Source organism: Caulobacter sp. HJHS_5, assembly GCF_056683955.1.
In genome coordinates, this window is sequence record NZ_JBWZNC010000006.1 from 205,522 (window position 1) to 219,839 (window position 14,318).

The following is a 14,318-nucleotide window of genomic DNA, read 5'->3' on the forward strand; positions in this document are numbered from 1 at the left end:
GCGTAAGGCCTCTAGTCGCCTACGGCGCGCAACGCTTCCTGGTGAGCCTGCGCAAGCTCGGCCATCGAGGTGAAGCGGAAATCGTAGGTGGGCATGTCGCCCGGGTTCATGGTGGCGCCGAAACCGTCCTGCTCGTGGCGCCGGTAGATCCAGCAATTCGCGATGCCGTAGCGGTTCGCCGGTGCATGATCATGGAACATGCTTTCGGCAGTGTGGAGCAGATCCGACTTCTGCAAGCCCAGATCGCCGACATGGGCCAGCATATAGTCAAAATTGGCGTCGGCCGGCTTGTAAGCGCCGATATCTTCAGCCGAATAGATCGCGTCGAATTCAACGCCCAGTTTCTCGTTGCTGAACGAGAAGGTGCGGTTGTCGACGTTCGACAGAATGATCAGCTTGTAGAATTTCTTGAGATACTGCAGCGCGCCGGGACTGTCCGGGAACGCCGGCCAGTCGCGCACCGACAGGCCGTAGGCCTCGCATTCGTCTACCGTGTAGGATACGCCCCACTGCTCGGCGAGGCGCTTGTACACGATCGGCAGAATTTCCGAGTATTTCTTGCCTGGGGTCTGCTTCTGCTGCTCGGACTCGTGGCGGGCGTGCGCCTCCAGAATCTCGTCGCGGCTCAGGTCGCGCTTCACCTTAGAGGTCAGGCCCTTGAGCCCAGCGATCATACCTGACTCCCAGTCGATCAGGGTGCCGTAGCAGTCGAAAGTCAGCGCCTTGTAATCAGTCAAGCGCATCGCGGATCTCCTTGGTGTTCAGCGCGCCGTCCAGAGTGGTCTTGAAGCGCTCGATGATCATGTCGATTTCGTCGTCGGTGCAGTTCAGCGGCGGCGCGAAGCCTACCACGCCGTCGTTGAAGGCGCGGAAGATCAGGCCGTTGTCGTAGCCGATCTTCGATAGCAACGTCGGAAGGCCGAGCGAGGGATCGGGCTTGGTCTTGTTCGCCTTGCTGGTCACCAGCTCGACGCCGGCCAGGAGGCCGCGCGAGCGCACGTCGCCGACCAGCGGATGATCGATCACCTCGCGCAGGCGGCGCTCGAAGCGCTCGCCCACCCGGGCGCCGTTGGCGACCACGCCCTCCTCAGTGTAGAGGCGCAGCACCTCCAGGCCAACGGCGGCGCTCACCGGGTGGCCCGAGTAGGTCAGGCCGTGGCCGATGGCGCTCCCCGCCGGGGCTCCGTCGCGCATCTCGCGGTAGATTCTTTCGGACAGCAGGACCGCACCCATCGGCGAGTAGCCGGAGGTCAGTCCCTTGGCCAGCGTCATGATGTCGGGGGCCACATCCTCATGCTCGCAGCCGAACATCGTGCCGGTGCGGCCGAAGCCGGTGATCACTTCGTCGGCGACGAACAGGATGTCCATCTTGCGACAGGCTTCACGCATGGCGGTCAGCCAGCCCTTCGGCGGCACGATGACGCCGGCCGAGCCCTGGATCGGCTCGGCGAAAAAGGCGGCGACCTGCTCCGGCCCGCCGATCTCGGCCACCTTGTCGTGCAGGGCCTTGACCGAGAACGCGATCAGGGCGGCGTCGTCGGCGCCGGCCGGGTGGCGATACGGATAGGCGGCAGGGATTTTGTGCTGGAAGGGCAGGGGCACGTCGAAGTTCTGATGGAAGCCCGACAGGCCGGTAACGCCCGCGCCGGTCGTGCTGGATCCGTGATAGCCTTTATCCAATGAAATGATGTGCTTCTTGCCCGGCTGGCCGGTCACGTTGGCGTGGTAGCGAATGAAGCGCAGGGCGGTGTCGACCGCGTCGGAGCCGCCCAGGGTGAAGAACACATGGTTCAGATCGCCCGGCGCCAGTTCGGCCAGCTTGGCCGCCAGACGGATCGTCGGCTCGGCGCCGAAGTGGAAATAGCCGGTGGCGTAGGGCAGACGCGACATCTGCTCGGCGGCGACCTCGACAATGCTCTGTCGACCGTAACCGACGTTGACGCACCAGAGGCCTGAGAAGGCGTCGAGAAGGGTGCGCCCTTCCATGTCCGTCACATAGACCCCATCCGCCGATTGCAGGACGGTGACCCCGCGGCGCTCGTGATCGGTCCAATTGACCACCGAGTGGATCAAGTGGTCGCGGTCGAGCTCGAGCAGTGAATTGGTGAGCATCCGGTTCCCCTACTAAGTCAGCGCAGATTATCCCGTCGTGCTGCGCATCGACTTCGGATCGCCGGGGCGAGGGGTGGCTAAAACGTCGAATTGAAGTCCGGCCGCAGCATTTTCTGCCGCGGAGAACGCCGCGGTCTCGAGGCCGGCGAAATCGGCCCGGCGTCTAGGCGCGATCCCCGACCAGAAATGAGGTCTCTTCGAAGCGTCGCGCGCGCCGGCGCGTTGTTCGGCTGGGCTGCGCGATGAGTGTCAACCTGAGCCCCGACGCCTGGGGAGGCGCGACGTGAATAACCGTCAGCTTGGTAGCGGGACGATAGCGTCCGACTGAGCTCACTACCACTCTCGAGTCCCCGGATGTCGATGGCGTCCGGGGATTTCCAGAAATGGCAACAGAAACAGATATAACGGCCTTCATGTCCGAAGGCGTCCGGCCACAACGGCATCGAGTTCGCCGACCCACCCAAGAACCGCGATGGCCCAACCGCTCTGACGGCAAGCAGACGACGCTCCATCTCGGCGCATAGCCGTCGGCTGGGGAGACTTGCCGGCCGAGCCTGAATGCTCGCCCTTCAAACGATGCCGGCGCCCAGGCCGACAGCTTTGCGTTCCTGGGCCTTGCGGTCGCGCCAGCCGCTGTCGCGATAGACGGCCAGCACGTCGTATGCGCCGCCGGCGTCGACGCGGGCCTGGGCGACCAGGGGCGAGACATCGGTCTTGTAGGCGCGGCGCAGGGCCTGGAAGGCCATCATGGTGTCGTTGCGCTCCTGCGCCTCGGCCAGGGCGGCGCGGTCGACCAACAAGGCCTTGGCGTAGGCGCTGACGATGGCTTCCGCCGACGACAGCATGCTCTCGATCGGGTCGGTCACGTTGTGTGACTGGTCGATCATATAGGCCGGGTCGAACTCGCCCTTTGAGTTCAACTCGGCCTCGATCAGCTCGTTGAACACCAGGAACAGCTGGTGGGGATTGATCGAGCCGCTGTCGAGATCGTCGTCGCCGTACTTGGAGTCGTTGAAGTGGAAGCCGCCGAGCTTCCCGAACCGGTTCAGTCGGGCGACGATCTGCTCGATGTTGACGTTCGGCGCGTGGTGGCCGAGGTCGACCAGGCAGCGCGCCTTCGGACCCAGCTCCTGGGCGGCCAGGATCGACGAGCCCCAGTCCTGGATCACCGTCGAATAGAACGCCGGCTCGTACATCTTGTGCTCGAGCAGCATGCGCCAGCCGTCGGGCAGGGCGGCGTAGATCTGCGAGGCGCTGTCGAGGTAGCGGTCGAACGAGGCGGTCAGGTCCTGCTGGCCGGGGAAGTTGGTTCCGTCGCCGAGCCAGACGGTGAGGTCGCGCGAGCCCAGCTTCCGGCCGATCTCGACGCACTCGATGTTATGTTCCACCGCCTGGGCGCGGGCCTTCGGATCGGTGGAGGACAGCGAGCCGGTGGCGTAGCTCACCGGCTGGCCGGGCTGGTCCTGGAAGGTGTTGGAGTTCACCGCGTCGAAGCCGAGGCCGAGGCTCGCGGCCTCCTCGCGCAGGGCGGCGTAGTCGTCGACGAAGTCCCAGGGGAAGTGCGGCGAGACGCGGGGCGTCACGCGGCTCAATTGCTGGACGACCGCGCAGTCGGCCAGCTTCTCATGGATGTTGGTCGGCTCGCCGGCCAGGGGGAACTTGGCGAACCGCGTGCCGCCGCGGCCCGCGCCCCAGGTCGGCAGCGCCACCGAGAAGGCGGCGACCTTGGCCTTGATCGCGCCGATGTCGATCCCGCGACGCTCCAGCTGGCGACCGAGGCTGCCGTAGTCGTCGCCGAGGGCGGCGGCGTTGGCTGCATTATGCTCGGCGATCTGTTCGGCGGAGAGGGGCGGGGCGCTCATCGTTTCCTCGTGATCTTGTTCTTGGCCCACCCTCGTCCTTCGACAGGCTCAGGATGAGGGCTCTTTTAGCTCGGCTTATCAGTCGAAATCCTCATCCTGAGCTTGTCGAAGGACGAGGATTTCGCCGCTGAACTATCGCGTGAAGGCCTGGGCGTTGCCCGCGTCGACATTGATCATATTGCCGGTCGACTTGGCCGAGGCGTCCGAAGCCAGGAAGTAGGTCGCTTCCGCCACATCCTCCGGCAGCACGTCGCGCTTCAGCATCGAGCGCTTGCGATAATGCTCCTCCAGCTCCGCGCCCGGGTCGATGCCGTGGGCGCCGGCGCGTTCCTGACGCCAGTCGCCGTCCCAGATGCGCGAGCCGCGGATCACCGCGTCGGGGTTCACCGAATTCACCCGGATGCCATGGGGCGCCCCTTCCAGGGCCAGGCAGCGGGCGAGGTGCAGCGAGGCCGCCTTGGCCGAGGCGTAGGCCGACGCGTTGGTCGCGGCCGCGAGGCCGTTCTTCGAGCCGATGAAGATGATTGAGCCGCCGCCCTGCGCCTTCATCAGCGGGAAGGCCGCACGCGAGGTCAGGAAGTAGCCTTCCGCCAGGACGTCGTAGTTCTTGCGCCAGAGGGCGACGGTGGTCTCCTCCAGCGGCGCCGAGGAGGCGATGCCGGCGTTGGCCACCAGGATATCGAGGCCGCCGAACTCCACGGCCGCCGTGTCGAAGGCGGCCTGCACCTGGGCCTCGTCGGTCACGTCGCAGACCGCCGAGCGGACCACGTCCTTGCCGAACGTCTTGGCCATGGCGGCCTGGGCTTCCGCCAGGGCGTCGGCGGCGCGGTCGACCAGCACCACGCAGGCGCCTTCGCTCAGCAGGCGGCGGGCCGTCGCGGCCCCGATGCCGCCAGCCCCGCCGGTGACCAGGGCCACCTTGCCGACCATCGGCTTCGGCTTGGGCATGCGCTGCAGCTTGGCCTCTTCCAGCGCCCAGTACTCGATGTTGAAGGCTTCCTGCTCGTCGAGGCCCTGATAGCCGCCGATCACCTCGGCGCCCCGCATGACGTTGACGGCGTTGCCGTAGAACTCACCGGCCAGGCGGGCGGTCACCTTGTCGGCGGCGAAGGTGATGCGGCCGACGCCGGGAACGAGCACCACGATCGGGTTGGAATCGCGCATCTTCGGATCGGCCGGACCGGCGCAGCGGCCGTAATAGGCGGCGTAGCCCTCGCGGTACTGCGCCAGGGCCTCGCTCAGGTAAGAGGTGTCGTCCAGCCTCGCCGGGTCGAGCGTCAGCGGCGCGATCTTGGTGCGCAGGAAGTGGTCGGGGCAGGAGGTGCCGATGGCCGCCAGACGGGCGAAGTCGCCCGAGCCCACGAACTCCAGGCTCTCGGCGTCGTCGGAGAAGTGGCCGACCTTGCTGCGCTCGCCGATCATCAGGCCGCGCAGCTTCGGCATCAGGCGGGCGGCGGCCGCGCGGCGCTCGGCCGCGGCCAGGGGGGCGACGACCTGGCCGCCGAAGGCCGGCTTTCCGGTCAGCCGCTTGTTCAGATAGGCGGCCGCATCGGCGATCAGGGCGATGGTGTTGTCGTAGCAGGCCTTCGAAGTCTCAGCCCAGCAGATGATCCCGTGGCCGGCCAGCATGACGCCGCGCAGGCCCGGATTGGCCTTCACATATTCACGGATCTCGACGCCGAGCTCGAAACCCGGGCGGCGCCAGGGCAGCCAGCCGATGGCGCCGTTCCAGATCTCCTTCGTCGCCTGCTCGCCGCCGATGGCCGCCGCCAGGGCGATGATGGCGTCGGGGTGCACGTGATCGACGTGGGCGAAGGGCAGAAGGCCGTGCAGCGGCGTGTCGATGGAGGCGGCGCGCGGGTTCAGGTTGAAGGTGCAGTGCGGCAGGTAGCCGACCATCTCGTCTTCGAATTCGACGCCGCGATAGAGCCGCTCGGTGGCGCGGAACTTGTCGAGATAGAGCGTCGAGAAGCCGTCGAGCTTCATCGAGCCGATGTCCCCGCCCGAACCTTTCACCCACAGGACTTCGACAGCCTCGCCGGTCAGCGGGTCGGTCTCGGTCAGCTTGGCGGAGGTGTTGCCGCCGCCGAAGTTGGTGACGGTGAGGTCCGAGCCCAGCAGATTGGAGCGGTAGAGCAGCAGTTGCTCCGGAGTCAGGGTGGCGGCGACCGTGTCATCCCAGCGGCTCCGCGGGACCGCGAAGAGGAGGGCTTCGGGTTGGCCCGTCACCGCCGAAAGGTCGTCCGCCATGGTCGTCTAAGCTCCCTGAGAGAGGCTTTCCTTACCGAACGGTCTGGTCTCATTCAATCAAAACCGATAGGTATCGATCAAAATGGGGAGGTCCCTGGGTGAGCGAACGATTGGTGGCCGTGCTGGATGTCGGCAAGACTCTCGCCAAGCTCAGCCTCTGGACGTCGCGGGGCGAGCCCGTCGCGCGGGCCTCGCGGCCGAATCTCCGCGTCGAGGCCGAGGGCTATCGGGCGCTCGACGTCGAGGGCGTCGACGCCTGGATCGCCGAGACCCTGACCGACTTCGCGGCGCACGGCGACATCAGCGCAATCGTGCCGGTCGGCCATGGCGCCGCCGCCGCCATCGTCAAGGATGGCGCGCTGGCCTGCCCGCCGATGGACTATGAGTCCGCCATCCCCGCCGATGTGCGCGCCGATTACGACGCCCGACGCGACGCCTTCGCCGCCACCGGCTCGCCGGCCCTGCCAGACGGCCTGAACCTCGGCGCCCAGCTCTTCCACCTGCAGCGCCTGCGCCCCGACGCCTTCACCGGCGACGCCCAGATCCTGCCTTGGGCGCAGTATTGGGCCTGGCGCCTCAGCGGCGTCGCCCGCAGCGAGGTGACCAGCCTGGGGTGCCACACCGATCTCTGGCGACCCGCGGAAGGCCGCCCCTCGCGTCTCGCCGAAGCTCTCGGCTGGGCCGACCGTTTCGCGCCCCTGGCGGCGGCGGGCGACGTCATCGGCGTCATCACCCCCGACTGGGCCGCACGCACGGGCCTGCCGGCCGATGTGCGAATCTATTGCGGTCTGCACGACTCCAACGCCGCCCTGCTGGCGGCGCGCGGCTTTCCGCAGATCGCCGACGGCGACGCCACCGTGCTGTCGACCGGCACCTGGTTCGTCGCCATGCGGCGGTCGGACGGCGTCGACGCCCCGCCGGTGCTGACCGAGGCCCGCGATTGCCTGGTCAATGTCGACGCCTTCGGCGCGGCGACGCCGTCGGCGCGATTCATGGGCGGCCGCGAAATCGAGATCCTCAGCGCCGTCGATCCGCAGCGCATCGACATCAAGCCCGACCAGCCGAAACTCGTCGCCGCCTTGCCGCAGGTGCTGGCCGGCGGCGCGCGCGTGCTGCCGACCTTCGCCCCCGGCTTCGGGCCGTTCCCGCACGGGGAAGGGCGATGGGTGAACCGGCCGGACGACCCCTACGCCCGCCGCGCCGCCGTCTGCCTCTATGTCGCCCTGGTCGCCGACGCCGCCCTCGATCTGATCGGCGCCCGGCGCGTGCTCCTCGTGGAGGGGCGATTCGCCGAGGCGGAGGTCATTGTCCGCGCCCTGGCGTCGCTGCGGCCGGAGATGGCGGTCTATGTCTCCAACGCCCACACCGACGTGTCCTATGGCGCGCTGCGCCTGATCGATCCGACGCTCAAGCCGCCGGGCGATCTCGTCCGCGTCGCGCCGCTGGGTGAGGACATCGCCGCCTACGCCGCCCTTTGGGCCCGCGAGGCGCGGAGCGCGGAGCTGGCCGCGTGAAGGCCGCCTCCGCCATCGACTACCGCGAGCTCGCCCGCCGCCGCCTGCCGCATTTCCTGTTCGAATACATCGACGGCGGCTCCTACGCCCAGGTGACGCTGAAGCGGAACGTCGCCGAACTGGAAGACATCGCCCTGCGCCAGCGCGTGCTGCGCGATGTCTCCGATCTGTCGCTGACGACCCGCATTCTCGGCCAGGATCTGGCCATGCCGGTCGCCCTCGGCCCTATCGGTCTCGCCGGCATGAACGCCCGTCGCGGCGAAACCCAGGCCGCCCGCGCCGCCGAGGCCGCCGGCGTGCCGTTTTGCCTCTCCACCGTCTCGGCCTGCTCGCTCGACGAGGTGGCGGCGGCTGTCCAGAAACCCTTCTGGTTCCAGCTCTACATGCTGCGTGATCGGGCCTTCATGCGCGACCTCCTGGTCCGGGCGCGGGAGCTGGGCTGTTCCACCTTGGTGTTCACCGTCGACATGCCGGTGCCGGGCTCGCGCTACCGTGACTATCACTCAGGCCTGGCTGGCGCGGCCGGTCTCGCCGGCGATCTGCGCCGCGCCTGGCAGGCGATCAAGCGCCCCGTCTGGGCGTGGGATGTGGGCGTCCACGGCCGGCCGCACAGCCTCGGCAACGTCGCCCCGGTGCTGGGCGAGAACTCGGGGCTCGAGGATTTCTTCGCCTGGATGCGCAACAACTTCGATCCGTCGATCAGTTGGAAGGAGCTGGAGTTCATCCGTTCCGAATGGACCGGGCCGCTGGTGATCAAGGGCCTGCTCGACGCCGAGGACGCCCGCGAGGCGGTGAAGCTGGGCGCCGACGGGATCATCGTTTCCAACCACGGCGGCCGTCAGCTCGACGGCGTGCTGTCGACGGCCGCGGCCCTGCCGGCCATCGCCGACGCGGTGGGGGATGATCTGACCGTGCTGGCCGATGGCGGGGTGCGCTCGGGCCTCGATGTGGTGCGGATGCTGGCGCTGGGCGCCAAGGGCGTGCTGCTCGGCCGGGCCTGGGCCTATGCCCTGGCCGGGGGCGGCCAGACCGGCGTCGCCCATGTGTTGCAGCTGATCGAGGCGGAGATGCGGGTGGCCATGTCGCTGACCGGCGTGACCCGCGTCGACCAGATTACGCGCGATATTCTGGTCCGCTAGGCGACGATCAGCCTCACGCCCGCGGCCTCCAGCGTCCTGGCGTGGCGGTCCTCCAGGCCGTCGTCGGTGACCACCACGTCGATCTCGTCGAGGTCGCAGACCACGTGGCCGGAGAGGCCCTGGAACTTCGAGCTGTCGACCAGAAGGATGATCTCCTCGGCCCGCTCGATGAACCGGCGGTCGGAATTCACCAACACGGGGTCCGGCTCCATCACCCCGCCCGCGCCGACCGAGGCCGCCCCGAGGAACAGCTTGGGCGCGTGGAAGCGGGGCATGTTGTCCTCGCCACGGGTCGACAGGATGATGTTCTGTTCCTTGAACAGCGCGCCGCCGGGCACCAGGATTCGCGTGCCGGCCTGGTGGGCGAGGGCGCTGACGATATGCAGCGAATTGGTCAGCACCTGCAGGTTCAGGCCGTCGAGGTGGTCGCACATCTGCAGCGTCGTCGAGCCGCCGTTGATCATCACCCCTTCGCCCGGCGCGCAGAGGCCGGCGGCGGCGCGGCCGATGGCTTCCTTCTGCCGGCGATTGACCGTGACGTTGACGTGGAAGGGCGGGCCGCTGAGGTGCTGCGCCTCGTCGGCCTTGCTCTCCGCCAACCGCGCGCCGCCGTGCACCCGCACCAGCCGGCCCTCGCCGGCCATGCGTTCGAGATCGCGCCGCAGGGTGGCGGGGGAGGCGTCGATCAAGGTTTCCAGGTCGCGGAAGGCGATGAAGCCGCGCGTCTTGAGGATGTCGGTGATCGCGCGCTCACGCTCGGTCGCGTGCATCCCAAAGTCCCCTTGGCCTGAGCGCTAGGTATGTTCCGGGGTTTCGACGGTTTCAAGCGCACGCGTCGCCGCAAACGATCATCTTTGAGCGTTTGGCTCCGAAGCCTTCGGTTTCCAGCCCTAAAATGCGTCCTTAGCAGGTGCGATGTCGCGGTCGCCGACGGCCTTATCGGGCCGCGCAGGCCGAATAGCGCTCGACATGCGATCATATTACGTCAAATATGAGCATCCACGACAAGCATAAGCGCGAACATGCGCGGGGGAACGCCAGGCATGACCTCGGAATCGATGGCGAGCGCGGTCGAAGCCGCCGAGCACGGCACGCGCGAAGACTGGCGCAACACCATCCTGGCCGGCCTGGCCAACTACATCGACGCCGGTTCGATCGTCGCGGGCGCGGTGGCCCTGGCGCTTTGGACCGAAGCCTACAAGCTGACGCCCAGTTTCGTCGGCCTGCTGGGCGCCTTCAGCGCCAACGCCATTTCCGCGGGCGTCGGCGCCCTGGTCGGCGGTTGGCTGTGCGACAAGTACGGTCGCAAGAAAATCTACCAGTACGACATGCTGTTCTACGCCTTCGGCATGCTGTGGCTGGTCTTCGCCATGGCGCCGTGGATGATCCTGGTCGGTTTCGTGCTGGTCGGCTTGGCGGTGGGGGCGGACATTCCGGCTTCCTGGTCGCTGATCGCCGAAATGGCCCCCAAGCGGGCGCGTGGCCGACACAGCGGCGTCGCCCAGGTGCTCTGGTACTCCGGCCCCGTCGTGGTGCTGATCATGGCTTTCCTGCTGGCGCCGCTGGGGCTGCTGGGCGCACGGATCGTCTTCGCGCACCTGGTGGTCATCGCCCTGGTGCTGACCGCGATGCGCTCGAAGATGAAGGAATCGAAGCTCTGGGAGGAGGCGAAGGCGGCGAGAGATACGGGCGCGTCGAAGGGCTCGTGGAAGGTTCTGTTCAACCGAAAGAACCTCGGCGCCATGGCCTTCCTGATCGCCATGTACGGCCTTTGGAACCTGTGGGCCGGCACCAACGGCTTCTTCTTCCCCTACATTCTGCGCACGGTGGGCTCGCAGAGCCAGGCGACCAGCGTGGCGGTTCAGGCGGTGAACTTCACCATCTCGATGCTGTCGATCTACTTCATCTTCATGAAGCTCTCCGACAAGGTGAACCAGCGGCTGCTGTTCGGCATCGCCGCCGCGATCCAGGTGGTGGGCATGGCCGTGCTGGCCATCTTCCCTCTCACCCTGCCGGTCGCCCTGATCTACGCGGTGATGCTCGCCATCGGCGGCGGCTTCGGCGCGCAGTCGTTCTTCCAGCTGTGGAGCTCGGAGCTGTTCCCGACGCTCAATCGCAGCACGGCCCAGGGGATCACCTTCGCGGTGGTCCGCATCGGACTGGGAATCTTCAGCTTCTTCGTGCCGATGCTTACGGCGACCGGTTTCCACACCCTCGCCTGGATTCTCGTCGGCTTCCTGGCGGCCAGCGGTCTGATCGGCACGATCTGGGCGCCCCGGCACGAGGGCAAGTCGCTGGAAGAGATCGAGGCGGCCCGCGCCGCCTGAAACCTGTAAGGATTCACGTATGAGTGAGCCCGCCCTTGACGCCGGCGTCCGGCCCGTCGACCTGCGCACGCGCGACGCCCGGGGGAGCATCGCCTGCTCCGAGCTTCGGCCGGCGCTCAGTTGGCGCCTCGCCGCCGACCGGTCGGATGTGCGCCAGCGCGGCTACGAGATCGAGGTCGCCGCAACGGCGGACTTCGCTTCGCCCGCCAGCTCTGGGTTTGTCGCAACCCACAGCCCCATCGCCGCCGCCTGGCCAGCGGCGCCGCTGCGAAGCCGCGAGGTGCGCTGGGCGCGGGTGCGGGTCTGGACCGCCGAAGGCCGCACGGCCTGGAGCGATCCGGTGCGCGTCGAGGCCGCCCTGTTCGAAGCCGCCGATTGGACGGCTCGCCCGATCAGCCCACGGTCCAACGCCGGTCTGAAGGAGCACGGCCCCGCCGCCTTGCTGCGCCGGTCTTTCCATCTCGACGGGCCGCCCAGGAGCGCGCGGCTTTACCTGACCTCGCTCGGCGTCAACAGCGTCTGGATCAACGGCAAGCCGGTCACCGACGCCCTGCTGGAGCCGGGCTGGACGGTCTATTCCGAGCGCCTGCTCTACGCCGCGCACGACGTCGCCGCGCTGCTCGTCGAGGGCGAGAACGTGATCGCCGCCGCCGTCGGCGACGGCTGGTGGCGGGGCGATCTGACCTGGTACCTGAAGCGCTGCGTGTACGGCGACACCACCGCCTTGCTGGCCCAGCTGGAGATCGAACAGGCTAATGGGTCGCGCCTGACCGTCGCCACCGATGAGTCCTGGCGCGGCGGAACAGGCGCCATCCGCATGGCCGACCTCTACCAGGGTTCGACCATCGACCTGCGCCTCGACGAGGCCGGCTGGCGAGAGCCGGGCTTCGACGATTCCGCCTGGGAGCCCGTGGTCGCCCTCGGCCTGCCGGAAGGCCTCGCCCTACGCTCGGCGCCGCCCGTTCGGGTGATCCAGACGCGCGCCGTCGAGGCGTTCCCCACAGCCTGGAACACCCTGCTGATCGACACCGGGCAGAACCTCAGCGGCGTTTTCCGCCTGCGGGCGCGGGGCAGGGCGGGCGACGAGATCAAGGTCAGCCACGCCGAGGTGCTGGACGACGCCGGTCGGCCCTATACCGCCATGCTGCGCGGCGCGAAGTCGGTGGACGCCTACATCCTGGCCGATGAGGCGACGGTCGTGCTGGAGCCGGTCTTCACCTTTCATGGTTTCCGTTATGGCGAGATCGCCTGCAGCCCCGGCGTCGAGATCGAGAGCGTCGAGCTCCTGGTCATCACCTCGGACCTCGAGGAGACGGGCGCGTTCGCCTGCGCCAACGCGGACCTGAACAAACTGTTCGAGAACGTGCTCTGGTCGCAGCGAAGCAACTTCCTGGCCCTGCCCACCGATTGCCCGCAGCGCGACGAGCGCATGGGCTGGGCGGGCGATATTCAGGTCTTCGCCCCCACCGCCTGCATGAACGCCGACGCCCGCGCCTTCCTGGAAAGCTGGCTGAAGGATCTCGCGGCCGAGCAGCGGGCCGACGGCAATGTCGCCTCGACCGCCCCCAACGTCATCCAGGGCCACGAGTTCGAGTACGGCGGCGTCGGCTGGGGCGATGCGGCGACGCTTACCCCGTGGGCGCTCTATGAGGCCTTCGGCGACCCGACCATCCTGGCCACCCAGTTCGACAGCATGCGGCGCTGGGTTGACTATGGCGCCTCGCGCCTCGGGCCGGACGGCGCCTGGCGCGGCGATTTCCAGCTCGGCGACTGGCTGGACCCGGGCGCGCCGCCGGAACGCCCGGAGCAGGCGACCACGTCCGGCGACTACATCGCCACCTGCTATCTCGCCCGCAGCGCGGCCGCCGTGGCCCAAGCGGCTCAAGTGCTCGGCGACTTCGCCGCCGCCGACAACTATCGCACCCTCAGTCGCGCCGTCGCGGCGGCCGCCTGGGCGGCGTGGGGCGAACAGGCGCTGACGACCCAGACCGGCGCGGCCATGGCCATCGCCTTCGATATCGTTCCCCCGGACCAGCGCGCCCGCGCCGTCGCGGCCCTGGCCGATCTCGTCGAGCGATCGGAGGGGCGCGTCGCCACCGGCTTCCTGGGCACGCCCCTGGTGCTGCCGGCCTTGGCCGATCACGGCCGCGCCGACGCCGCCTGGAAGCTGCTGCTCAACCGCAAAGCCCCTGGCTGGCTTTACCAGATCGACCGCGGGGGCACGACGATGTGGGAGCGGTGGGACGCCATCCGCGAGGACGGCTCGATCCATCGCGGCGACATGGCCGGCGAGGGCAACACCATGATGAGCTTCAACCACTACGCCTATGGCGCGGTGGCGGCCTTTCTCTACCGCTCGGTCGCCGGCATTGGCCCGACGTCGGACGATCCGGGCTACGGGACGATCGTGTTCGCGCCCAAGCCCGGCGGCGGGCTCGACCATGCCGAGGCCTCGATCGAGACGCCCTACGGCCGCGCCGCCATCGCCTGGCGCCGTGCGAGCGATACGGTCACCGTCGAGGTCGAGGCGCCCCCCGGCGCCCTGTGCCGCTTCGAGCCGCCGGTCGGGCAGGTCCGCACCCTGGGCTCAGGCCGCCACAGCCTAACCTTCAGCCTTCCGCGCTGAGCACGAACATCGGCTCCAGCGCCGTCTCAACCGGCGAGGCATCGGGGTTGGTCTGCATGATGTCCGCCATCATCGCCCACCAGCGGCGCATCACGCCGCTGTCCCGCAGCGCGTCGAGGCCGTGATCGTCGCGGCGCGTCAACACGGCGAACAACCGGTTCGAGCCCGGCTCCAGGAAGATGCGGTAATCGACCACCCCGGCGTTCAGCAGGGCGGCTTTCAGCTCCGGCCAGATATCGTCGTGCCGTCGCCGATACTCGGCCTCGCAGCCGGGGTTCAGTTGCATGCTGAAGGCGACGGTGTTGGTGGTGGCCAATGTGTTCCCTCAAGTTCGCACGTCCGTCTCGAACGATGGCTGCGAGCGTTCCTACATGGTCCGACGATCCAGCCGGAGGCGTACGCCGCGATCTGTAGTTTTTTCGGGAAGTATGTGAGGTGTCGGCGGTCTGCTGACTCAAGGTCTTGAACGCTCGCGGAGAATGAGAATA

General features: G+C 68.0%; 10 protein-coding genes and 1 pseudogene. 4 read left to right on the top strand and 7 right to left on the bottom strand.

The genetic code is table 11. The annotated features are described in order from the left end of the window. Window positions 1-11: 11 nt before the first annotated feature. From ACFLIT_RS13285 to ACFLIT_RS13305, 5 genes and pseudogenes are all read right to left on the bottom strand, one after another. The gene (locus ACFLIT_RS13285; protein ID WP_479911727.1) at window positions 12-743 is read right to left on the bottom strand and encodes a haloacid dehalogenase type II; all 732 of its coding nucleotides are present in this window, start codon (window positions 741-743) and stop codon (window positions 12-14) included. Beyond that, window positions 730-2,112 (bottom strand): aminotransferase class III-fold pyridoxal phosphate-dependent enzyme, encoded by a 1,383-nt coding sequence (locus ACFLIT_RS13290; RefSeq protein ID WP_479911728.1) that lies wholly within the window; start codon window positions 2,110-2,112, stop codon window positions 730-732. Before ACFLIT_RS13290 ends, ACFLIT_RS13285 begins: the two co-directional genes overlap by 14 nt. 569 nt (window positions 2,113-2,681) lie before the next feature. Next, entirely contained in the window at window positions 2,682-3,974 is a 1,293-nt protein-coding gene (locus ACFLIT_RS13295) for a sugar isomerase (protein ID WP_479911729.1), read from the bottom strand. A 29-nt stretch (window positions 3,975-4,003) separates the two neighbouring features. Further along, a pseudogene (locus ACFLIT_RS13300) lies at window positions 4,004-4,094 on the bottom strand (hypothetical protein); the annotation flags it as partial. A 12-nt stretch (window positions 4,095-4,106) separates the two neighbouring features. After that, window positions 4,107-6,224 carry a bifunctional rhamnulose-1-phosphate aldolase/short-chain dehydrogenase gene (locus ACFLIT_RS13305; RefSeq protein WP_479911730.1) on the bottom strand — a complete coding sequence of 706 codons (2,118 nt, stop codon included), beginning with the start codon at window positions 6,222-6,224 and terminating at the stop codon, window positions 4,107-4,109. 98 nt (window positions 6,225-6,322) lie between these two features. Here ACFLIT_RS13305 and ACFLIT_RS13310 point away from each other — a divergent pair, with 98 nt between their 5' ends. Both ACFLIT_RS13310 and lldD read left to right on the top strand, forming a co-directional pair. After that, window positions 6,323-7,738 (top strand): FGGY-family carbohydrate kinase, encoded by a 1,416-nt coding sequence (locus ACFLIT_RS13310; RefSeq protein ID WP_479911731.1) that lies wholly within the window; start codon window positions 6,323-6,325, stop codon window positions 7,736-7,738. Further along, window positions 7,735-8,877, top strand: a complete 1,143-nt coding sequence (gene lldD, locus ACFLIT_RS13315) for an FMN-dependent L-lactate dehydrogenase LldD (RefSeq protein ID WP_479911732.1) — start codon at window positions 7,735-7,737, stop codon at window positions 8,875-8,877. Before ACFLIT_RS13310 ends, lldD begins: the two co-directional genes overlap by 4 nt. Here the strand turns inward: lldD and ACFLIT_RS13320 are convergent. Next, window positions 8,874-9,647: a DeoR/GlpR family DNA-binding transcription regulator gene (locus ACFLIT_RS13320; protein WP_479911733.1), complete on the bottom strand. Its 774-nt coding sequence runs from the start codon at window positions 9,645-9,647 to the stop codon at window positions 8,874-8,876. The genes lldD and ACFLIT_RS13320 overlap by 4 nt on opposite strands. Window positions 9,648-9,920: 273 nt before the next feature. Between ACFLIT_RS13320 and ACFLIT_RS13325 the strand changes: the two genes are divergently transcribed. Further along, on the top strand, window positions 9,921-11,204 hold the full coding sequence (locus ACFLIT_RS13325) for an MFS transporter (protein WP_479911734.1): 1,284 nt from the start codon (window positions 9,921-9,923) through the stop codon (window positions 11,202-11,204). Between the two features lie 19 nt (window positions 11,205-11,223). Further along, window positions 11,224-13,830, top strand: coding sequence for an alpha-L-rhamnosidase (locus ACFLIT_RS13330; RefSeq protein WP_479911735.1), 2,607 nt, complete (start codon window positions 11,224-11,226; stop codon window positions 13,828-13,830). Here ACFLIT_RS13330 and rhaM read toward each other — a convergent pair. Next, window positions 13,814-14,146 (bottom strand): L-rhamnose mutarotase, encoded by a 333-nt coding sequence (gene rhaM / locus ACFLIT_RS13335; RefSeq protein WP_479911736.1) that lies wholly within the window; start codon window positions 14,144-14,146, stop codon window positions 13,814-13,816. The two genes, ACFLIT_RS13330 and rhaM, sit on opposite strands and share 17 nt — an antisense overlap. Between the last annotated feature and the right edge of the window lie 172 nt (window positions 14,147-14,318).